We start from the raw sequence: 20,950 nt of genomic DNA, 5'->3' as shown, positions 1-20,950 counted from the left end.
AGGTAGAAGCACCCGCGGGTAATCCGTCACTGTGACAGCACCGGTGACAGCATCTCGAGGGCAGATCAGCGGGGACAACGAGCAGTGAAGATCAGAGGACAACACATGACTTGTAGTAGTGACATTTGGAGGCTGATCTAGCCAATGTCGACTCACGTCACGTCGCTCACCCTCGACGGCCTGGACAAGCTCTCCGCCCACGCTCGTCGTTGCGTCTTCTGGGAAATGGATCCCGCGGCCATCCATAGTTCGCGCGGATTCTGTGACCAGGAATTCGAGAAGGAAGCATGGCTGTCGATGGTCATGCTCGAGTGGGGTTCCTGCGGTCAGGTCGCCGTCATGGATGGAAAGCCGGTCGGCAGCGCGCTATACGCTCCCCCACGCACCGTGCCTCGGGCGCAGCTTCTACCGACCGCTCCGGTGGGTGCCGATGCCGTCCTTCTCACGAGCTTGCGACTCGAGCCCGCCGGCGAAGAACAAAATCTGGGTGCCACCCTCATTCAGGCGGTGGTCGCTGATCTGGTGAGGCGCGGTGTCCGCGCCCTGGAGGCCTTCGGTATTCGAGACGGTGGGTCGAGCGATACCGACCACTCCGGCATCGCATCGGCGACCGCCGCCATGGAATGCTCCCCCGAAGAATGCATGATCCCCGCGGAGTTTCTCGAAGACAATGGCTTCGAGATCGTCGCTCCACACCACCGGTTCCCTCGGCTGAGGCTCGAGTTGAATCGTGACCACGGGTGGAAGGAAGACGTGGAGGCTGCTCTGGAACGCCTGTTGCATACGGCATCGGTGAGCATGGTCGACATCGGTGAGTGCACCCCGGTCGGAGTGCGCTGACGGTCAGGACCGTTCAGAAGAGGACAGTTCCTCGGCAAGCAACTCAGCGAAGGTGAACGTACCGGTGGGCTGATCATCCTGCCCGAGCAGGTACAGACGCTTCACCGAAATGAGGATGGCCTCCGCGATCGCGTCACGTGCCCGCGGATTGGACAGAACGGCAGCGTCGGACCGGTTGGTGAGATAGCCGAGATCGATCTGCACGGTCGGCATCTTGGTCAGGCGGAGCAGATCCCAGGTGCGTCCGTGCGTCCGGCAGTCCTGCAATGGGGTGCGCGCCACGATCTCCCGCTGGATGAAGCCGGTGAGAACCTGCCCGATCATCGACGTCGAACCGTGCGAGTTGCCGAAGTGGAAGCTTGCGACGCCGTTGGCAGCGGGGCTGGAGTTGCTGTCACATCGCAGGGAGATCATGAGGTCGGCGTCGAAGGCATTCGACGTGGACGCGCGTTGGATGTCCGAAGGGTTCGCGTGGTGCGGCCGGGACAGGAAGGTTTCCATCCCTGTCGCCGCCATCCGGCCCTCGAGCCGGCTGGCGAGATCCCAGAGGATGTCGGACTCCGAGATGGTGCCGTACGGAGAATGGACGATCGTGCCGTAGGTGTCCCCACCGAGACCGGGGTCGATGACGATGCGCTTGCCGCTGAGCTGCGGACCGGAGCTGCGAACCATTTCTTCTTCGCTCATCGCGTGGGGCGAACCACCGGTGACCCGGGTACCGAGCAACTCGAGCGAACGGAGGGTGGCAGGGCCGCAGATTCCGTCGGCGGCGATCCCGATCTCCCGCTGGAACGACGACAGCGATTCGTGGGTCTGCGGTCCGAAGAATCCGTCGACCCGGCCGACGTAGAACCCGAGGTCCTGCAGCCGTGTCTGCAACGTAGCGACGTCGTCCCCGTACAGGGGTGCAGACAGTTGGTAGATCAGCGTGCGTGCGCCCAGGCGGTAGGACGCCTCTTTCATGGACCGATAGGTGGCCGGACCCACGACTCCGTCCACGAGGAGCCCACGTTGCTGCTGGAAGGCTCGTACGGCGCTGTCGAGGTGGTGGTCGAAGACGGCGTCGGGCGCAATCCAGTGCGAACCATTGTTGGTGTCGCGGCGAGTGTCGGCGACACCGTCGTGGAGGAACCCGAGACCGGCGAGAGTGCCCCGAATCTCAGCGACGGCCGGACCATGGTCGCCGTGACGGAGTCGGTGCATGTTCGGGCCTCTCAGTCTGATTCCACGGCCGTGTGTATCACTACAGCACAGCTCTCTACAAACGAGTCGATCGATGTGTCCCGTTCGCGGATGCGACAGGAGCACATCGATCGATTGTCTCAGAGATTCCCACAAAATCGGGAATCGGGCAGGCTGTTCAGGTGTCGATCAGAGAACGTCGGCCAGCTCTTTCAGCAGCGCAGCCTTGCCCTTCGTGCCGACGATGGTGTTGATCGGCTTGCCGTCCTTGAACAGGATCAGCGTGGGGATCGACATCACCTGGAAGTCGCGGGCGGCACCCGGGTTCGCGTCGATGTCGAGCTTCGCGATCGTCAGCTTGTCGCTGTGCTCGCCGGCAATTTCCTCCAGCACGGGAGCGATCATCTTGCACGGGCCGCACCAGGTAGCCCAGAAATCGACGAGCACAGGCTTGTCGCTGCCCAGCACATCCTGTTGGAACGAATCATCGGTGATGGTGACGGTGTTCGACACGGGAAATCCCCTTACTCGACGGATAAAACTTGGACGATCGTGGACAACTCAGGCGTCGACCGGTGCACCGGCGGCCTCGACGGTGTTCGCGGTGATATCGCCGCGCTCGGCGAGCCAACGCTCGGCGTCGATGGCCGCGGAACATCCGGTGCCGGCTGCGGTGATCGCCTGACGGTAGGTGTGGTCTACCAGGTCACCGGCAGCGAAGACACCGTCCAGCGAGGTGGCGGTGGTCGGCGTCTGCACCCGTACGTAACCGGCCTCGTCGACGTCGACCTGACCCTTGACGAGTTCGCTGCGCGGGTCGTGACCGATGGCCACGAACATTCCGGTGACGGGAAGCGTGGACTGCTCACCGGTGACGGTGTCGCGCACGACCAAACCGGTGACGCTGTTCTCCCCCAGCACCTCGATCGGTTCTGCGTTGGTGACGAACCGGATCTTCTCGTTCGACTTGGCGCGCTCGAGCATGATGCGGGACGCCCGGAACTCCTCACGGCGGTGGACCACCGTGACACTGCGGGCGAACCTGGTGAGGAAGGTCGCTTCTTCCATTGCGGAGTCGCCACCACCGACGACCACGATGTCTTGGTCCTTGAAGAAGAAGCCATCACAGGTGGCGCAGGCGCTGACGCCGCGGCCCAGGAGCTTCTCCTCGCCGGGGATGCCGAGGTATCGGGCAGCCGCGCCCATCGCGAGTACGACCGCATGTGCCTGATAGGTCTCGCCACCGACGACGACCTTCTTGATCGGCCCGGTCAGATCGAGTTCCTCGACGTCCTCGGTACGGATGTCGGCGCCGAAGCGCTTGGCCTGCTCGCGCATCTCGTCCATCAGGTCGGGGCCCATGATTCCTTGCCGGAATCCGGGGAAGTTCTCGACCTCGGTCGTCGTCATCAGAGCACCGCCGAACTGGGTGCCCTCGAAGAGCAGCGGTTCGAGTTCCGCCCGCGCCGCGTAGACGGCTGCGGTATATCCGGCAGGTCCCGAACCAACGATGATGAGTTCATGAACCGTCGATGGAGTGGTCATGCGGGCCTTCCGATAGGGAGCGTGCACAGTCGAATTGATCAACACCAGACTAAAGGGTGTTGTTCCCGGACTGTAGGTGATACCGATCGCTCCCCCACGGGCCTCTGATCAGCGAAGAGTCTCCCGGATGACACAGCGGGTGCCGGTGTAGATGGTGGGCATGCATTTGTTGCAGTGAATGCACAGGCCTTCCGCTACGTGCTCATCGCGGAACTTGTTGACGAGGTCCGGGTCGCGGAGCAGTGCGCGGGCCATCGCGACGAATTCGAACCCTTCACCCAGTGCGGTGTCGATGGTGTCGAGTCTGTTGATGCCCCCGAGGAGAATCAAAGGCATGGACAGCGCTTCGCGGAACTGGCGAGCCATCGGCAGGAAGAACGCTTCTTCGAACGGGTAGGTCGGGAAGATGCGGGGTCCGTAGAGCTTCAGGCCGTACCCGACCAATTTCGGTTGTGATGCAACGAATTCGGCCATCGGCACCTCTCCGCGGAAGAAGTACATTCCGTTGAGGAGGGAACTGCCGCCGGTGAGCTGCAGCGCGTCGAGATGCCCGTCCCGTTCGAGGAGTCGAGCGATACGGAGGCTCTCGTCGAGCCACAATCCCTTGGGAACACCGTCGGTCATGTTGAACTTCGCGGTGACGGCGATCGTGTCGCCGACGGCGCGGCGAATACGCTCGACCACACGGCGTGGGAAGGCTGCCCGCTTCTCCAGGCTGCCCCCGTATTCGTCGGTTCGCTTGTTGAGGTTGGGGCTCATGAAGGAACTGAGCAGGTAGTTGTGGCCGAGATGAACCTCGATGGCGTCGAAGCCGGCGTCGACGGCGCCCCGCGCAGCGTTCTCGAAGTCCGCGACGACCTGGTCCAACTCGGTGTGAGTGGCACCACGCACCAGTCCCATGGCGGGCGGACTCAGACGCGTGGACGGGGCCAGCGTCTTCGTGCGGTTCGAGAGCGTGTTGGCGACCAGCCCGGCGTGCCCGATCTGCGCCGACACCAGCGCTCCTTCGGCATGGACGGCATCGGTGAGCCGCCGAAGTCCGGGAACACTGGCCTTGTCGAGGACCAGGGTGTTGGCGTGGACCCGTCCGCCGGGTGAGACGGCGCAGTAGGCAACGGTGGTGAGCGCGGCGCCGCCACGGGCCACTTCGGCGTGGAATTCGACGAGCTTGGCGGTGACCTGCCCGCGAGGCATGACTCCTTCGAAGGTGGCGGCTTTCATGATGCGGTTGCGCAGGGTCAGAGGGCCGAGACGGGCGGGTTCCCAGATCGTGCGCCGGTCGGTCGGAGTGGTCATTGTGTCTGCCTTCGGGCGAGGAGGTGAGGGCTGCGATCAGGCGAACGTCGAGGCGAGGGCGTCTCGGGGCGGACGCCAATTCAGACCCAGTTCGTCGCGCGTGCGGCAGTCGTCGGTGGGAGTGGCCGAGGTGAGCAGCCAGGCGGCCTCGTAACTGAAGCCTGCGCTGACAGCGGTGTATTTGCCGACGGCATCGGCGAGCCGTCCCAGGAACCGCACAACTCCCCCGGACAGTGGGATCCGGCGCAGTCGTCGTCCCGATGAATGTTCGAGGATGTAGATGAGGTGGTTGAAATCGATCAGCTCGCCGCCGCAGACGTAACGCCGAGGTCCGCGGCCGGGCTGCATTACTGCGGCATGGACAGCGGCAACGTCGCGCACGTCGATCATCTGCATGCCGCCGCTGAACCGCGGAGCTACCCCGCTGCCCAGTAGGACGGCCCAACCCTGTTCGGTGACACCTTTGGTGCCTTCGAGGCCGGGACCGACCACACTGGTGGGATAGGTGATGACGACCGGTGCTCCGGCGTCCTGCAGAGCACGGGCGACACGATCGGCGGTCGCCTTCGTCCGCCCGTACGCGCTGCGTCCCGCCGCGGTGGGACTGTCGGGCCCGATCACGGGATCAGGGGATGGAAACAGCGCGCTGAAACTCGCGACATGGACGATCGGGTCGAGACCGAGGAAGGCGGCTCGGACGAGAATGGCGGCGGTGGCCTGAGCGTTGACCTCCCACATCAGCTGCTCACGCCGGTCGTCCGTGCCCACGACCCCTGCACCGTGCAGAAGTGCGTCACACCCGTCGAGCAGCTGCTCGACGGACGTTCGGTCGCGGACGTCCCCCACCACGACTTCGATCCGAGTCGAGGCGTCGCCCACCGCCGCCACCACAGCGTCGATCGAGTCGTGTGGAAGGACGAGCAGGCGGACGGTGTGGCCGTCGGCGAGCAGCGCCAGCGTCGTATGAGCGCCCACATATCCGGTGCCGCCGGTGACCGCAATCTTCATGTGCCCGTCCTGTCGAATTACGATGCCAGTGGTCTCGTATTAGATACGATATAGCGAGGACGGCGCTTTTGTCCCACAATTCGAGCTGATGAATGCCACCGGAACAGGACGACCCCGTGACCCGCGCATCGACACCGACGTGCTGGCCGTGACCCGCGCGATGCTCGTCGAGTCCGGGTGGGAGCAACTGAGCATGCGGGCGATCGCCACCCGTTCCGGGGTGAGCAGGGCGTCGATTACCAGACGGTGGCCGTCCAAGGCGCATCTCGTGCTCGACGCCATTCTCGGTGCCACCCCCGACCTGACGCCGTTCGAGGGCACCGATCGGGAAGGCTGGATTCGATGGGTCGTGACCGGCAGTGCCGAGCTGTTCGCACGGCCTGAGGTTCGCGCGGCAACTCCCGGCCTCCTCGCCGCGATCCGGGATCACGCCGAACTGCGAAATGCCTTGTGGCAGGGGTTCAGCGGGCCCAGCACCCGCCTGTTCGCCGATGATCAGGGTGAGGCGAGCACCGCGAAGGCCCTTCTCGTCCTCGCTGCTGGTGCCGCGATGTTCGCGAGCCTTATCGCCGTGGAGGACGACACTCCCGAGTTGCGTGCCAAAATCCTCGAGCTACTCGTTCCGTCTGCGCACAGCACGATCTGATGGGTTGTCGCTCAACCGATATCGGTGACAGACATGGTGGCCGGGTTCGTGGCACTGCAGCTGTTTCCCACGACCAGCGCGGTGATCTGCGGTGGCTGAGGCCCGGCAAGAAGGAGGAGTACTCCGGGGGCGCCGTCGAGCCGCACTTCCCCCGATCCCAGGAGCGTACGAGACGGCTCGATTCCATTCGCGCGCAAGCATTCTGCGAGGACTTCCGGGTTCTCGAGCGCGCCCAGTTGGCGGGATCCGATCACGGTGAGGAGGCGCGCGGCGTCTAGGCCGGCGTCCAGCTCGAGAACCGCTGGGCGAGAGGAAGTCTCGGAGGTGCTCGGCGAAGCAATCGGCGGATCGGTGGGATTGCTGGTCGGCGTGACGACAGCGATCGCCACCACGACCGCAGCGGCTGCGGCCAGTGCGCCGCCTGCCACAGCCGCCCACTTTCTACGCCGCGCGAGGGGCACCACCCGAGAGACCGAGGACTCCCTTTCCTCCGCGAGTGCCCGAGCGATGCGGTCGGCAACGTCGTCGGGAATCGGTGACGCGACGGAATGGTCGCGGCCCAGTGCCCCGAGCTGCTCGGTGACCCTGTCGAGCGCGGAAATGACCTCCATAGCGTCTGGATCGTTCCGCACCAGGGGCCAGAGGCGCTCACTCACGGACTCGGGCAGCACTCCGGCGTGAAGATCGGACAGCAGATCGGCGGAGTACGGCGGAGCCGGCAACTCATCCGAAGAGCCGACATCATCAGTGGCCATGACACCTCCTCACCGATTCCGCTCGGTCCCGACCGGCCTGACAGTCCTGCGCTCCTATAAGAGTTTGACGCCACAGGATCATGATCGGTTCCCCTCGTCCCGGAAATATTCGAGAGAAGCGGCCAGCTTCTTGCGGCCACGCGCGCATCGACTCTTCACAGTGCCCTCCGGAACACCGAGCAGCCTGGCGGCTTCACTGGTCGAGTGACCCTCGAGGTCTACCGCAACGATCGCGGTCCGCTGGTCCGGCGGCAGCTGCGCCAACGCGCGATCGATCACCAGGCTCATCTCGAGCTCGGCGACCCGATCGCGGACGTCCCGGGGCTCGTCGTCCTCGTCGGCCGACAGTGACACCGCAGGGCGGGCCTTGTTCCGGCGGATGCGGTCGAGGCAGGCATTGACGACGATCGTGTGCAACCAGCTCCGGACCGCGGCATCGCGTCGGAAGGAGCCGGCATTGCGGTGTGCCGACAGCAATGCCTCCTGTAGTGCGTCCGCGGCATCCTCGCGCGTGTAGCTGGTGCGCGCCGCGACGTGCCACAGATGGTCGTAATGGCGACCGAGCAACGTCGCAAAGGCGTGCGGATCACCGGCGACATGCGCAGCGAGCAACTCGACATCCGAGGGTCCGCCCTCGGCGACCCCCCGGAAGATGCGCACCGGCGGATGTTAGCTCAGAACGCCGGGCCACGAGCAGCGGGAGCCGATTACGTCGTGGCGTTGAATCCCACGTCTGCGATGGAGGATTGGTTCTTGCCCCCGGAAGTGCTGAGGCCGGTGATCCAGACCAGGACGTTGGTGGTGGGTGCCTCCGACGTCACGGGGATTTCGGTGACACCGCTACCGAGCACCTGCGAACCGATGACCTGGGTTTGGTCGAGGGTGGGCTCCTCCGAGGGGGCGCTCCGAATCTCGACCTTGGTGCCGGGTGTCGGCGAGTTGATCCACACGCTGGACAGGTTGGCCGGCTCGTCCAAGGTGATCATCAGGCCGACACCGTTCTTCAGCGCCGGGAACGGCTGGAAGTAGGAGTCGGTACTCCACACGGTGGCGGTGTTGCCGTCGATAGCGAGCCGGGCATTGGCAGCGGAGTCGGGTGTGCCCTGCGGCGAGAACACGGTGGCCGACGCGGGGGTGACCGGTGCGACGTCGGCCGGCGGTGCCGGTGCGGCGGGAGCGGCGGCGCCCGGAGGCGGCTCGGCGGAGGTGGTGAGGCCGAAGTCCTGCTCGGTGAGCGGAGCGTCCGAACTGCTTCCGGTCAAGAACGTGGCCAGCCAGAAACCGAGCAGAGCCAACACGATGATGGTCACGACCCCGAGTCCGACGAGGGCGGCGAGCATTCTGTTGGACTTCTTCTTCTCCGCCTCGATGGCTTCGGGGTCGGCGAGCTCATGCCCGGATATGCCGGGCGTGCGCTGTCCGAGCCGCAGGGCGGGGATCAGTTCGGTTTTCTCGTTGATGACCGACGCCTGGTCGAGAATGTGCTGGACCGTGGCGGCTGTGCGGATGCCCCCGTTCGGCTCCAGCGAGCGGAGCGCGACCGCCGAGATCTCGAAGGGGACTTCCGGGCGAATGACCCGGGGGCCGATGGGTTGGCCGTTGGAGTCGCGGTCGGCCAGCCGCATGCCACCGACACTTCCCGGCCGATGGGTGGTGTCGCCTGCCGGTGCGGAGGGATCGCCGAGCGGCCAGCGGGCGGTGATGAGCGCGTAGAGCATGGCGCCCAGACCGCGTACGTCGGAACTGGAGTCGGAATCGGCGAGGGTGGCCGGGAAGGCCAGGACGGCGTCGCCATTGATGCTGATCCGGATGCGGTCGGGGTGATCGATGGACAGTGCCCCACCGGCCCGGTGCGCCGTCTCCGCTGCTGCGGCGAGTGCCCGGATGGCTTTGGCGGCACCGATCGGAGAGGGCTTGGTGTCGGCCATCTCCCGCAACGAACGTCCGGGCGTCCACTCGGCGACGACGATGCCGCCCGAGCTGCCACGGACCACGTCGAGAACCCGGGCGAGACCGGGCGAGTTGATGCGACCCAGGCGCAGCGTGCGGGACAGGATCGCTTGCGGTCCTTCGGGTCCGGCCGAGGTGGAACGCTGTTCGGCGTCGACGAAGGTGAGAGCGACCTCACGGTCGAGCTTGACGTCGAGGGCCTGCCAGAACTGCAGACCCCGGGACCCACCGTGCGGTGTGAGCAGACGGTAACGACCACCCGCGACGGAGGCGCCCGGAATCAGCTTGGGGCCGCGGGGAATAGGACGCGGGCCGGCGCCTCGATCACGACCGGGTCCGGGAGTGATCGGAATCACGCCGGTGTCGAAACTGGTGTCGTGGCCCGCAGCTGCACCCGTCGGCCGGGGGTCCTTGCGTGTGGGGCCGCCTGCATCGAAGGCGGCAGTCTCGGCCGGAACGGCAGTCTTATCCGGAACAGCAGTCTTATCCGGAACAGCAGTGTCGGCCGACACAGCAGAGCCGGTGACGTTCGGCCCAGCCGTGCCGTTCGCCGGTGGCGTCGTGGAGCCGGAGTCGGCGGTCGTCGCCTGGTCCGACTTGGTCTTCGGGGTGCCGGAAGTTGCGGGCTCCGATTCGATTCGGGTGGTCGGGGCGTCGACGCCATTCGACGAAGCAGCCGAATTCCGTTCGGACGCTTGCACCGTAGAACCTCCGGCTCGCTTGCTGCCGGCCACGTCGTCGTCGCTCACCCTCACTCCTTCATTTTCGAATGCCCAACTCCGACCCGTACCGGGCGGCGATCCGACCCGCTCGTGTCCAGGGTACGGGAGACCACCGGGTCGTTCGATACCACGCGGGCGACCACCGAAGTCGCGCGGTGTGGCGCGGACCACGGGAATCAGTTCCGTTTGGGCGTCGGCGAGCGGGTCGGGCTCGGGTTCCGGTTCACCGCCGCGACCGCGCAGAGCCCGAATCTTGCGCGTGACGGCGACCGTGATCGACATGATTTCGGGGACCTTCGCGAACCAGAGAATGACGAAGGTGACACCGAGCATCAAGATCCCGCTGATCGCGACTCGGGCCATGGAACCCGGGCCGCCGAACAATGTGGTGAGGCGGTCCAATTGCAGGAGGCGTTCGGCGCCGAGCATCGCGAGCGCACCCGCGAGGGAGGCGAGCACCACCACCCACACGGTTTTCCCGACGTTGGCCATTTGGAGGTTTCCGAGGCTGCGGTGCAGGAGATAACCACCGATGAGTGCACCGGTGATGTACCCGATGCCGTTCGCGGCGCCCAGCAGGATCACCACCTGGTCGTCGCTCGAGGCGATGAGGGGGGTGAGTGCGGAGAGCGCGATCTTCACCGCAGTGATGCCGAGGACGATCCATGTGGGAGTCCAGGCGCGTTCACGGGCGTAGAAGACACGGAGCTGGATGAGGACGAGGGAATACGGGATGAGGGTGAAGGCGGACCAACTGACGGCCTGGCCGAGACGCCCTGCGTCACCCGTACCGAAGTTGCCGTACCCGTACAGGGCCTGCCCCACCTCGGGTCCCGCGAAGGTGAGGAAGGTGATGATCGGAACCAGCGAGATCATCGTCAGACGCGTGGCCACCGAGAGGTCGTCGACGACGGCGGGGGTGTCGTCTGCGGCGGCATTGCGGCTGAGCCTCGGCATGATCGCGGTGAGCACGGTGACACCGAGCACGCCGTACGGCAGCTGCAGCAGGAGCCACGCGTTGTTGTAGATCGCGGGACCCGACGCGTCCACTTGGGACGAAATGCGGGTGGCGACGATCATGCCCGCCTGGCTGATCAGCACGTACAGGATGATGGCGACGGCCATCCCGCCGAACTGCTTGAGCCGGTCGTCGAGGCCCCACAGCGGCTTCAACGAGATGCCTTCGCGTCGGATCGCAGGCACGAGGCTGGCGGCCTGCACCACGACACCGAGGGTGACGCCTACGCCGAGGACCAGCAGTTTCGGGTCGCTCATCCGCACCGGGTCGAGGGTGATTTCGCCCGGCATCGCGTAATAGATCACCAGTACGGTGAGCATCACGACGTTGTTGAGCACCGGGGCCCAGGCCCCGGGCTTGAACACCTGCCTGGTGTTGAGAATTGCCGTGAGCAGGGCGGACAGCCCGTAGAACAGAATCGCCGGCAGGAGGAGAAACGACAGAGCTGTGGTGAGGGACGTGTTGACCTTGCCGTCGTCGGACAGGAACACGTGGGTGGTGAGCACCGGGGCGGCCGCGGTGGCGAGCAACGCTGCCGTTCCGAGGAGCACACAGGTGGCCGTGAACAGGCGGCGCACGAAGGCGGCACCGTTGTCCGGGTCCTCACGTTCCGCGCGGACCAGCACGGGCACAACGATGGCGGTCAGCACCGCGCCGAGCACCAGCTCGGAAATCATGTTCGGGATCTGGCTGGCGACGGTGAACGAGCTGGCCACCGAGCCGCCGAGCAATGTCAGGACCAGCAGTTGCTTGGCGAATCCGGTGATGCGGCTGACGAGCGTCGCCACCGCGATCGACCCGGTGGACGCGAGGAGGCGGGAGTTGCTCTGTTTCTGCGGTGCCGTCGACGGTCCCGAGTCCCGGACCGGCGGCGGCGGGTCGACCCGGATGGCCGCGAACTGCACCGTCGGTGCCTCGTCCGGTCGAATCTCCCGTGCCCAGTGGTCCCTTTCCCACGGTGCGACCCGGGGATGCGAGCGATCGGGAAGCCTCTGGCCCCGGTCGGGCAAGTTCCCGGTCATGAACGTTCGTACCCTTCGTCAGCTGGATCCGGCTGGCCGCGGAATCGGTGCCACAGCCGGCGGCCGGCGAGGAACAGCAGCAGAGTGCCCGCACACGCTGTCAGGATCGCCAAGGCCTGCCCGTACGCGTTGGACCGTACCGTCACGCTGGTCGGCTCACCGAGTTGCTGCCCATTGGCCGTGGTCAGCGAGAAGGTGACGACGAGCTTGCGGGAGTCGTTGGCCTCGGTGGGCACGGTCAGCGTCCGGCTGCCCCGCGGCGGCAGTGGCGTCGGCCCGATGTCGGTAATGGTCATCCCCGACGGCGCGGCGACCTGCAGCTGGACAGTAATGCCCACGGGCAGGTCGTTCCGGGCGACGAGCAAAAGGGGGCTCTGTTCCGACGCCAGGGTGTAGACACCGCCAGGGGACACGACGGTGACGGCTCCGAACAGGTCGTCCATGGTGTCGGCCACCTGCTCGGTGCGCAGGTCGGATGCCTCACTCGCCGAGTCGTGCTTCTCGTCACGGCGATGGGCGAGACTCATCGAACGCAGCAAATCCTCGCGGAGCGGTGCGGTGAATCGCTCCGGGGTCAGCGTGGCCTGCGGGTCGTCGATCAGCGCCGCGTCCAGTGTCTCGATGCGGGGTATCTGCTCGGCGACGGCGTCGCGGTGGTGGGCGGGAATCCCGTCCTCGGTGGCTTGGTCCGGGTAGTCCAGTGACGACAGCTCCGGTGATCCGGGTTGGCGACCCAGCAGTGCGGGAAGTGGCCGGGGGGTGGCGAGACCGGTCCGGATCATCGACGACACCGTCGACAGAATCGTCTCGGCGTCGTTCTCGCCGGCGGTCCACAGTTGGGGCGGGACCACCATGAGGGAGCGCGGTGTCCCGGCGCTGCGGGCGACGGCCGGTTCGAGTGCAGACCAGGACACGGCACCGAGGGCGTCCTGCAGACGGGCTGCCTGCGAGTCGTCGGTGAGGTCGAACCGGGCCCGCGCGGGGGTGTACGAGGGAGTCTGCGGCGTGGTGCCGGTCGCGGCCAGGGCAGCGCCCACCGCAGGATCGAACAGCAGCGCGTCGAGGCTGCCGGTGGGCGCGGACGTCCCGGTGGCCGCGGGGGTGGTCTCACCGTTCCCGGGCACCGGCGCCTGCGCAGGACTTGCCTCGATGACGTGGGCGCTGTCCCTCGGTGCGTCGGTGTCTATGGCGTTGGCGGCGAGCAGGGTGGTGGTGGGCTGATCTCGGCGTAACAGCTGTGCAGTGTCGTCGTCGAGGACTCCGGCGTCGCTCCACACGAAGTTTCGCAGCGAGGTGACCCCGAGGATGTTGTCGACGATGTCGGCGGGAGCCTCGAGAGCGGCGGCGGTGAGCTCGGTGTTCCCCACGGCACTGATCGCAGACAGATCGGCCTGGGCGAACGGCACCGACGTGGTGCACATCGATGCGGCGAGTGACCGGGCGCGCTCGAGCCAGTCCGCGGCGGCCTCCCGGCCGGTACCCGCGTGCGCCGGTCCGGTGGGGTCGGACGGATCGTCCACCACCAGATAATCGCGGGTCATGTTCTCGACCGTGATGAGCAGGTCGGGGTCGACGGCCAGACACATGCTGTCGCGAAGTGCATGATCGCGATCCACCGCTTCACCGGTGGCGAACTCCGCGGTCGCCAGCAACTCGTGGAGGCGTCCGCCGTCGGCAAGGGAGGTCGCGAGCTCGTCGTCGACGAGACGAACCGGGTCGGTCACCGAGCCCGGCACTCCGGCGGCGAGACGCGGCCGGTCGGCGAGCGGCCACAACATGGTGACCGCGACGGGGCTGGAAATGTCGGGTGGAATTGCCGGCGTACCGGGTACCCCGAACACGGGGAGCAGGAAGCGGGCATCGTCCAGGCGCGCGGCGCCACCGTACTCGGGGGTGCCGTTGACGTTGACCAGCATGGGGTAGACGCCGGGTTCGGTGATGTCGAGTGCGGGATCGGTGTCCGACCGCAGTGGCAGGGACAACGTGAACTGCTCGCTCTGGCCTTCGTCGAGGCTGTCGGCGACCGTGTCGAACATGCCGACCGTGTCGAACCGCGACTGGTCGAGTGTGAGGGAGGTTCGAAGGGCGTCGCTGCTCGCGACGGCGGGGGCCCGTTGCAGACGCACGCTGACGTCGCTGACCGTGCGGTCGCCGATGTTCTTCACCGATCCCGACACCGTGACGAAGGGATCGCTGGTGGTGGTGACCGTGTTAGGAGTGACCGTGTCGATGTGCAGCTCGAGAAACTCCGGATCCTCGTCGACGGTCTGGCTCCCGGCGCTCACCGGCGGAACGGGATCCTGGGCAACAGCCACTCCGGTGCCGACGGGAGCGAGAGCAACCACGAGTGCGGTCGATGCCGCTGCCCCGATCCGGCGAAAAGCCATCCTCATCCGGCGTCGTGCCCCTTCTGAAGCTTCAGATCGGGGTCGGGCAGAGTGGTTGTCATCTTGGAGATCAATTCACCGGCGATTTCTGCGAGTTTCCGTTCGTCTGCGTAGGCCAGGCGTGACCCCAGCTCGGCGAGCGGCACCCACGCTACCTCGGTGACTTCCACGTCTTCGTCGGACAGTTCCCCGCCGAGAAAACGGAGCAGATAATGATGCACCGTCTTGTGGACACGCCTGCCCTCGGTGACGAACCAGTAGTCGATGCTGCCCAGTGAAGCCAGGACCGTGCCCTGGATGCCCGTCTCCTCTTCGACCTCACGCATAGCCGTCTGCTCGGCCGTCTCCCCTTGCTCGATGTGCCCCTTGGGCAACGACCACAGCAGACGGCCGCGCCGATCGGTCCGCCCGATGAGCGCTGCGCACAGGTTCTCCCTGGGCCCGCCGAGACCGTTGACCACCAGACCACCCGCCGAGGTTTCCCGAACCGTCCTCATGTGGGGTTTCGCGGGTTTGCCGACGGCGCCGCGCCGCCGCGAGTTGCGGCGACTCCTGTTCGCACGTTCGGCAGCAGACACCCCATCGATAGTAGTTGCCTTCCCCGCCTCTCCCTGATTGCCGCACCCAACCGAGATCCTTCGTGACGGTCCTGTGGTGATCGAAACTTCGAGGTGACCCCCTCGCATGCATATCCCGCTATTTGCGCACCTCGGTAAGCTTCCTGGACGTGACTGTCCCTTCTCTCGACGACGAGCGCCGTACGCGACTGCTTGCCGGCGCCGCGGTGACGCTGCGCGAGCTGTCCGAAGTCCTGACGCCGCTCGGAGAGAGGTTCGCTGCGGCGGGCCACGAGCTGTACCTGGTGGGCGGGAGTGTCCGGGACGCGATTCTCGGACGCCTCGGTACCGACCTCGACTTCACCACCGATGCCCGGCCCGAGCAGGTGCAGAAATTGTTGTCGGGCTGGGCCGACAATCAGTGGGACACAGGTATCGACTTCGGGACGATCAGCGCCGCGAAGGCGGGGCAGCAGATCGAGATCACCACTTACCGTGCCGATGCGTACGACCGGGTGTCGCGCAACCCCGTCGTCTCGTTCGGGTCGAAGCTCGAGGACGACTTGGTGCGGCGAGACTTCACGGTCAATGCGATGGCGGTGAAGATCGGTGCGGACGGTTCGCAGGACTTCGTCGATCCGCTCGGCGGGATGAATGCTCTTCTGGCGGGTGTGCTGGACACCCCGTCGGCTCCCGAGAATTCCTTCGACGACGACCCGCTGCGCATGCTGCGGGCCGCCCGCTTCGTGTCGCAGCTGGGTTTCACCCTCCATGAGCGCGTCCATCGGGCGATCACGGACATGGCACCGCAGATCGAACGAATCACGGCCGAACGGGTGCGCGCCGAACTGGACAAACTGATTCTGGGCGAGTTCCCCAACGACGGCATCAACGTGATGTGTGAGACCGGGCTGGCCGACCACGTGCTGCCCGAGGTCCCGCAGATGAAGCTCGAGATCGACGAGCATCATCAGCACAAGGATGTGTACTGGCATTCGCTGACCGTGCTCGCGCAGGCCATCGACCTCGAGGACGGCGACCCCGACCTCGTGTTGCGGTGGGCTGCGCTGCTGCACGACATCGGTAAGCCGGACACCAAGCGCAACGAGCCGGGCGGCGGCGTGAGCTTCCACCACCACGAGGTGGTGGGGGCCAAGTTGGTGCGTAAGCGGATGCGTGCCCTCAAGTACTCCAAGCAGATGGTGGACGACGTCTCTCAGCTGGTGTTCCTTCACCTGCGTTTTCACGGCTACGGCAAGGGTCAGTGGACGGATTCGGCGGTACGTCGCTATGTCACCGACGCCGGTCCGCTGCTGCCGCGGTTGCACAAGCTGGTCCGCGCCGACTGCACCACGCGTAACAAGCGGCGGGCGGCGGCGTTGCAGGCCACCTACGACGACATCGAGGAGCGGATCGCGAGGCTCGCGGAGCAGGAGGATCTCGCCCGGGTGCGCCCCGACCTCGACGGCAACGCGATCATGGAACTGCTGGGCATTCCCGCGGGTCCGGACGTGGGGAAGGCGTGGCAGTACCTGAAGGAGCTGCGACTCGATCGTGGTCCCCTCACCCGCGACGAAGCGGAGGCCGAACTGCTGTCGTGGTGGGCGTCGCGGCAGGGCTGACCCGCGACGACGGGTGAGAGTTGCTCACCCGACCGGCTCACCTGCGGTGACGCCCGTCACACGTATTGCTGCCATACCCCTCTCTACTCACCACCCCGCTGCTTGTCGGGTGCGACAGACGTCATCGAACGCTCACGGGGGTTAATCCCGACGAAACACACCAATCGGCACTCTTGATAGGGGCCGAGAACCAGGTGGACATGTCGCGGCCGTGCAGGTGAAGGAGCAGTCGATGCAGCAGCAGAAAGCCGGTACTTCCACAGTGAAGACCGCCTGCTCGTACTGCGGTGTCGGCTGCGGCATGGTCCTCGACGTCGAAACGAACCCGGAGACGGGTGCGCGCCGCGTTCTGAAGGCGTCCGGCGACAAGGAGCATCCGACCAATTTCGGCCGGTTGTGCACCAAGGGTGCGACGAGCGCCGAGATGCTGGTGGCCGGTGGTCGGATGGAGACCGGCTACCTTCGCGACGAGCGCGGCGAGGCACCGACTGCCGTGCACGTCGACGCCGCGATCAGCGAGACGGCACGCCGCCTGAAGGAGCAGATCGACAAGCACGGACCGGACGCGGTCGCTTTCTACGTCTCCGGCCAGATGTCCATCGAAGCGCAGTACCTCGTGACCAAGCTGGCCAAGGGGTTCGTCGGCACCAACCAGATCGAGTCCAACTCACGCCTCTGTATGGCCAGTGCCGCCACCGGGTACAAGCAGTCGCTGGGCGCCGACGGCCCCCCGGGTTCGTACCAGGACTTCGACAAGGCCGACGTGTTCTTCGTGATCGGCGCCAACATGGCCGACTGTCACCCCATCCTGTTCCTGCGCCTCCTCGAGCGCGTGAAGGCGGGCGCGAAGCTGATCGTGGTGGACCCGCGGCGCAACGCGACGGCCGACAAGGCCGATCTCTTTCTGCAGATCACGCCCGGCACCGACCTCGCATTGCTCAACGGCCTCCTGCACCTGCTGGTGAAGAACGGGCACACCGACCCCGCGTTCATCGCCGAGTTCACCGAGGGCTGGGAGGTGATGCCGGAAGTCCTCGAGGAGTACACCCCCGACAAGGTCGCGGACATCACCGGCATCCCCGAAGCCGACATCCGACAGGCCGCCCAGTGGATCGGCGAGGCCGCCGAATGGATGACCTGCTGGACGATGGGCCTCAACCAGAGCACCCACGGCACCTGGAACACCAACGCGATCTGCAACCTCCACCTCGCCACCGGCGCGATCTGCCGTCCCGGCAGCGGGCCCTTCTCCCTCACCGGCCAGCCCAATGCCATGGGTGGCCGCGAAATGGGATACATGGGCCCGGGCCTGCCCGGTCAGCGGTCGATCCTCGCGGCCGACGACCGCGCGTTCGTCGAGGACCTGTGGGACCTGCCCGAGGGCACCATCCGCACCGAGGTCGGCACGGGCACCGTCGACATGTTCGAGCAGATGGTCGCGGGCCGAATCAAAGCCTGCTGGATCATCTGCACCAACCCTGTCGCCACCGTGTCGAATCGGCGGACGGTCATCGAGGGACTCGAGGCAGCCGAGCTCGTGATCACACAGGACGTGTTCCTCGACACCGAGACCAACGGTTACGCCGACATTCTGCTGCCGGGCGCGCTGTGGGCGGAGTCGGACTCGGTGATGATCAATTCCGAGCGCAACCTGACGTTGCTGCAGCAGGCCGTCGACCCGGTGGGTCAGGCGTTGCCCGACTGGAAGATCATCGCGCGGGTGGCCTGCGAGATGGGGTATGCAGACGCATTCACCTATGAGACGTCCGAGGACGTGTTCGAAGAGATCAAGCGCACGTGGAACCCGAAGACGGGTTACGACCTTCGCGGCATCACCTACGAGCGGCTCCGGCAGACGCCGGTGCAGTGGCCGAGCCCGCCCGGTGACCGCACCGACCGCAATCCCATCCGTTACGTCAATGACGGGGTGAGTCAGAGGCTGCTGTCGGCTCCCGACGGCTCGCTCCCCCGGCTCGCCTTCGCCACCCCGAGCGGGAAGGCGGCATTCTTCCCACGACCGCACATGCTGCCGGCCGAGCTGCCGGACGACGACTACCCGTTCGTCCTCAATACGGGTCGGCTGCAGCACCAATGGCACACCATGACGAAGACGGGCAAGGTGGCCAAGCTCAACAAGCTGAACTCGGGACCCTTCGTCGAGATCAACCCGGCGGATGCGCAGCGGCTGTCGATCTCCGACGGTGACAAGGTAGAGGTGGCGTCGAGGCGTGGCCGCGCGGTGCTTCCCGCGGTCGTCAGCGACCGGGTGCTTCCCGGTGGCTGTTTCGCGCCTTTCCACTGGAACGATTCGTTCGGCGAGTACCTCAGCATCAACGCCGTTACCAACGATGCCGTCGACCCGATGTCGTTCCAGCCGGAGTTCAAGGCCTGCGCGGTGTCACTGACTCGCGTGGCACCGGTGTCGCAGCCGGCGGTTCCGGAGACCGGCGGATCCCAGCTGCAGCTCGCGAGCCCAGCCGATGAACTGACCCAGCTTCTCGGACTGGATGATTCGGCTCCCCCGACGTTCGACGAACACGAACGCACCTATCTTTCGGGGCTGCTGTCCGGACTGCGGTCCACCGAGGTCCGCGGCGTGCCGGTCCTTCCCCGGGACGCCCCGATCTCGGGTTCCAAGCGGGTGTGGCTCGACGGGATGCTCGCCGGTCTGTTCTCCCGTTCGGGCGACACATCCGGGGTCGCCGCCCAGAACGGCAGCGCCGCAGGTACTGAATCGGTCCAGCAACCTGTCGTGGTGGTGTGGGCCTCGCAGACCGGCAACGCCGAGGAGTTCGCCGCCGAATGTGCCGCGCAACTGCAGGCGGCCGGGCACGGAACACATCTGATCAGCATGGACGACTACGACGTCGGAAGCCTGCGCGGTGTCCGTGACCTCCTCATCATCACCAGCACGTTCGGTGACGGAGACGCGCCCGACAACGGCAGCAGTTTCTGGTCGGCCCTCAGCAGTGACGAGGCACCCACACTGACCGAAACGCGGTATGCGGTATTGGCTCTCGGCGACTCCAGTTACGACGACTTCTGCGGCCACGGTAAGCGGCTCGATGCTCGGCTCGAGCAGCTGCAGGCCAAGCGTCTCACCGCTCGCGTCGACTGTGAACCCGACTACGAGGATCAAGCACGCGAGTGGCTGGCGCAGGTGCAGAAGCTGGTTCGCAACAGGGAGGAGGCCGTCGAAGGCGCGGCAGTGGTTTCCGTCGCGCCCGCACCCGCCCCGAAGAAGGCAGCGGCCTTCACGCGTAAGTCACCGTTCGTCACCCGTCTCACGAAGAACGTGCGCCTCAGCGCGGCGGGATCGTCGAAGGACGTGCGACAGTTCGGTTTCGAGGTGAGTGATCCGGAGTTCGTCTACGAGGCGGGTGACGCGCTCGGCGTCTGGCCGACCAACAGCGACGCCGTCGTCGACGAGTGGCTGAAGGTGACGGGTCTGAAGCCCGATGTCCCGGTGACCGTGGCCGACCTGCCGGAGATGCCGCTGCACGAGGCGTTGCGGACCAAATTCGAGATCACCAAGGTGACGCCCGAGCTGCTCCGGTTCGTCCAGAGTCGTACGCAGGACACCGAGCTGGCCCGATTGATGCGACCGCAGAACAAGATTGCGCTCCAGCAGTGGTTGTGGGGCCGGCAGTCGATGGACGTGCTCGGGCAGTACGGCGTTCACGCCGAGGTCGAGGAGTGGCTCGGCGTTCTCAAGCGGCTCCAGCCGCGACTGTATTCCATCTCGTCCAGCCCGAAGATCAATCCCGGCGAGGTGCAGCTGACCGTGTCCGCCGTGCGGTACAACCACGAGGGCAAGGATCGGTCCGGCGTCTGCTCCACGTTCCTCGCGGATCACTGCGACGAGGCCGAGGTGCCGATCTTCGTGCAGAAGTCGGCGCATTTCCGACCGCCGGCGTCGGCGGATGCGCCCATGATCATGGTGGGCCCCGGCACGGGAATCGCCCCGTTCCGCGGATTCCTGCACGAGCGGCGCGAACTCGGGCACACCGGCAAGAACTGGATGTTCTTCGGTGAGCAGCACGAAGCGACTGACTTCTACTACCGCGAGGAGATGGAAGCTATGCACCGCGACGGATTTCTCACCCACCTCGATGCAGCATTCTCCCGCGATCAGCGGCAGAAGATCTACGTGCAGGACCGCATCCGCGAACACGGAGCGAAGTTGTGGAACTGGATGCAGGAGGGCGCGTACCTCTACGTGTGCGGGGATGCCAGCCGGATGGCGAAGGACGTGGACGAGACGATCCGTGAGGTGGTTCGCACGCACGGCAGGCTCGACGAAGAGGACACCGAGCTGTATATGAAGCAGTTAGCCACTGACAAACGGTACGTGCGCGACGTGTACTGATCCGCTTCTGCGGGTCCTATCGCTTGTCTAT

The 20,950-nt window shown here is 65.9% G+C and carries 14 protein-coding genes; 4 read left to right on the top strand and 10 right to left on the bottom strand.

What is annotated here, in order from left to right:
• Positions 1 to 144: 144 nt before the first annotated feature.
• Positions 145 to 840: a GNAT family N-acetyltransferase gene (locus tag GFS60_RS29890; RefSeq protein WP_159926743.1), complete on the top strand. Its 696-nt coding sequence runs from the start codon at positions 145 to 147 to the stop codon at positions 838 to 840.
• A gap of 3 nt (positions 841 to 843) precedes the next feature.
• On the opposite strand, the gene GFS60_RS29885 is transcribed toward GFS60_RS29890, so the two are convergent.
• From GFS60_RS29885 to GFS60_RS29865, 5 genes are all read right to left on the bottom strand, one after another.
• Positions 844 to 2,043: an N-acetylmuramoyl-L-alanine amidase gene (locus GFS60_RS29885; protein WP_109334753.1), complete on the bottom strand. Its 1,200-nt coding sequence runs from the start codon at positions 2,041 to 2,043 to the stop codon at positions 844 to 846.
• 168 nt (positions 2,044 to 2,211) lie between these two features.
• Positions 2,212 to 2,535 (bottom strand): thioredoxin, encoded by a 324-nt coding sequence (gene trxA / locus GFS60_RS29880; protein ID WP_109334752.1) that lies wholly within the window; start codon positions 2,533 to 2,535, stop codon positions 2,212 to 2,214.
• Between the two features lie 48 nt (positions 2,536 to 2,583).
• Positions 2,584 to 3,567, bottom strand: a complete 984-nt coding sequence (trxB, locus tag GFS60_RS29875; RefSeq protein WP_159926741.1) for a thioredoxin-disulfide reductase — start codon at positions 3,565 to 3,567, stop codon at positions 2,584 to 2,586.
• A 108-nt stretch (positions 3,568 to 3,675) separates the two neighbouring features.
• Positions 3,676 to 4,863, bottom strand: coding sequence for a 4,4'-dithiodibutanoate disulfide reductase (gene nox / locus GFS60_RS29870; RefSeq protein ID WP_159926739.1), 1,188 nt, complete (start codon positions 4,861 to 4,863; stop codon positions 3,676 to 3,678).
• A gap of 36 nt (positions 4,864 to 4,899) precedes the next feature.
• Entirely contained in the window at positions 4,900 to 5,871 is a 972-nt protein-coding gene (locus tag GFS60_RS29865) for an SDR family NAD(P)-dependent oxidoreductase (RefSeq protein WP_159926737.1), read from the bottom strand.
• A gap of 88 nt (positions 5,872 to 5,959) precedes the next feature.
• Between GFS60_RS29865 and GFS60_RS29860 the strand changes: the two genes are divergently transcribed.
• Positions 5,960 to 6,517: a TetR/AcrR family transcriptional regulator gene (locus GFS60_RS29860; protein WP_159926735.1), complete on the top strand. Its 558-nt coding sequence runs from the start codon at positions 5,960 to 5,962 to the stop codon at positions 6,515 to 6,517.
• A gap of 11 nt (positions 6,518 to 6,528) precedes the next feature.
• Here GFS60_RS29860 and GFS60_RS29855 read toward each other — a convergent pair whose 3' ends face one another.
• The 5 genes from GFS60_RS29855 to GFS60_RS29835 form a co-directional block, all read right to left on the bottom strand.
• Positions 6,529 to 7,272, bottom strand: a complete 744-nt coding sequence (locus tag GFS60_RS29855) for a hypothetical protein (RefSeq protein ID WP_159926733.1) — start codon at positions 7,270 to 7,272, stop codon at positions 6,529 to 6,531.
• 78 nt (positions 7,273 to 7,350) lie between these two features.
• On the bottom strand, positions 7,351 to 7,932 hold the full coding sequence (gene sigM / locus GFS60_RS29850) for an RNA polymerase sigma factor SigM (RefSeq protein WP_159926731.1): 582 nt from the start codon (positions 7,930 to 7,932) through the stop codon (positions 7,351 to 7,353).
• A gap of 47 nt (positions 7,933 to 7,979) precedes the next feature.
• The gene (gene murJ, locus GFS60_RS29845) at positions 7,980 to 11,867 is read right to left on the bottom strand and encodes a murein biosynthesis integral membrane protein MurJ (RefSeq protein ID WP_201453669.1); all 3,888 of its coding nucleotides are present in this window, start codon (positions 11,865 to 11,867) and stop codon (positions 7,980 to 7,982) included.
• A 113-nt stretch (positions 11,868 to 11,980) separates the two neighbouring features.
• Positions 11,981 to 14,371 carry a DUF6049 family protein gene (locus GFS60_RS29840; RefSeq protein ID WP_159927666.1) on the bottom strand — a complete coding sequence of 797 codons (2,391 nt, stop codon included), beginning with the start codon at positions 14,369 to 14,371 and terminating at the stop codon, positions 11,981 to 11,983.
• Between the two features lie 2 nt (positions 14,372 to 14,373).
• Positions 14,374 to 14,958 carry an NUDIX hydrolase gene (locus GFS60_RS29835; protein WP_374434786.1) on the bottom strand — a complete coding sequence of 195 codons (585 nt, stop codon included), beginning with the start codon at positions 14,956 to 14,958 and terminating at the stop codon, positions 14,374 to 14,376.
• Between the two features lie 140 nt (positions 14,959 to 15,098).
• Here GFS60_RS29835 and GFS60_RS29830 point away from each other — a divergent pair, with 140 nt between their 5' ends.
• Positions 15,099 to 16,550 carry a CCA tRNA nucleotidyltransferase gene (locus tag GFS60_RS29830; RefSeq protein WP_159926727.1) on the top strand — a complete coding sequence of 484 codons (1,452 nt, stop codon included), beginning with the start codon at positions 15,099 to 15,101 and terminating at the stop codon, positions 16,548 to 16,550.
• Positions 16,551 to 16,782: 232 nt separating this feature from the next.
• The gene (locus tag GFS60_RS29825; protein ID WP_159926725.1) at positions 16,783 to 20,919 is read left to right on the top strand and encodes a bifunctional nitrate reductase/sulfite reductase flavoprotein subunit alpha; all 4,137 of its coding nucleotides are present in this window, start codon (positions 16,783 to 16,785) and stop codon (positions 20,917 to 20,919) included.
• Positions 20,920 to 20,950 lie beyond the last annotated feature (31 nt).

This window comes from Rhodococcus sp. WAY2 (genome assembly GCF_009859915.1).
GTDB classification, from domain to species: Bacteria; Actinomycetota; Actinomycetes; order Mycobacteriales; family Mycobacteriaceae; genus Rhodococcus_F; species Rhodococcus_F oxybenzonivorans.
The sequence above is the reverse complement of the archived record's forward strand: the minus strand, read 5'-3'. Positions and strand labels throughout refer to the sequence as shown.

Coding starts and splice junctions, on each gene's coding strand:
- GFS60_RS29840 (WP_159927666.1), bottom strand. CDS start 14,371: ATGGCTTTTCGCCGGATCGGGGCAGCGGCATCGACCGCACTCGTGGTT.
- GFS60_RS29865 (WP_159926737.1), bottom strand. CDS start 5,871: ATGAAGATTGCGGTCACCGGCGGCACCGGATATGTGGGCGCTCATACG.
- GFS60_RS29825 (WP_159926725.1), top strand. CDS start 16,783: ATGCAGCAGCAGAAAGCCGGTACTTCCACAGTGAAGACCGCCTGCTCG.
- GFS60_RS29860 (WP_159926735.1), top strand. CDS start 5,960: ATGAATGCCACCGGAACAGGACGACCCCGTGACCCGCGCATCGACACC.
- trxB (WP_159926741.1), bottom strand. CDS start 3,567: ATGACCACTCCATCGACGGTTCATGAACTCATCATCGTTGGTTCGGGA.
- GFS60_RS29890 (WP_159926743.1), top strand. CDS start 145: ATGTCGACTCACGTCACGTCGCTCACCCTCGACGGCCTGGACAAGCTC.
- GFS60_RS29885 (WP_109334753.1), bottom strand. CDS start 2,043: ATGCACCGACTCCGTCACGGCGACCATGGTCCGGCCGTCGCTGAGATT.
- GFS60_RS29855 (WP_159926733.1), bottom strand. CDS start 7,272: ATGGCCACTGATGATGTCGGCTCTTCGGATGAGTTGCCGGCTCCGCCG.
- nox (WP_159926739.1), bottom strand. CDS start 4,863: ATGACCACTCCGACCGACCGGCGCACGATCTGGGAACCCGCCCGTCTC.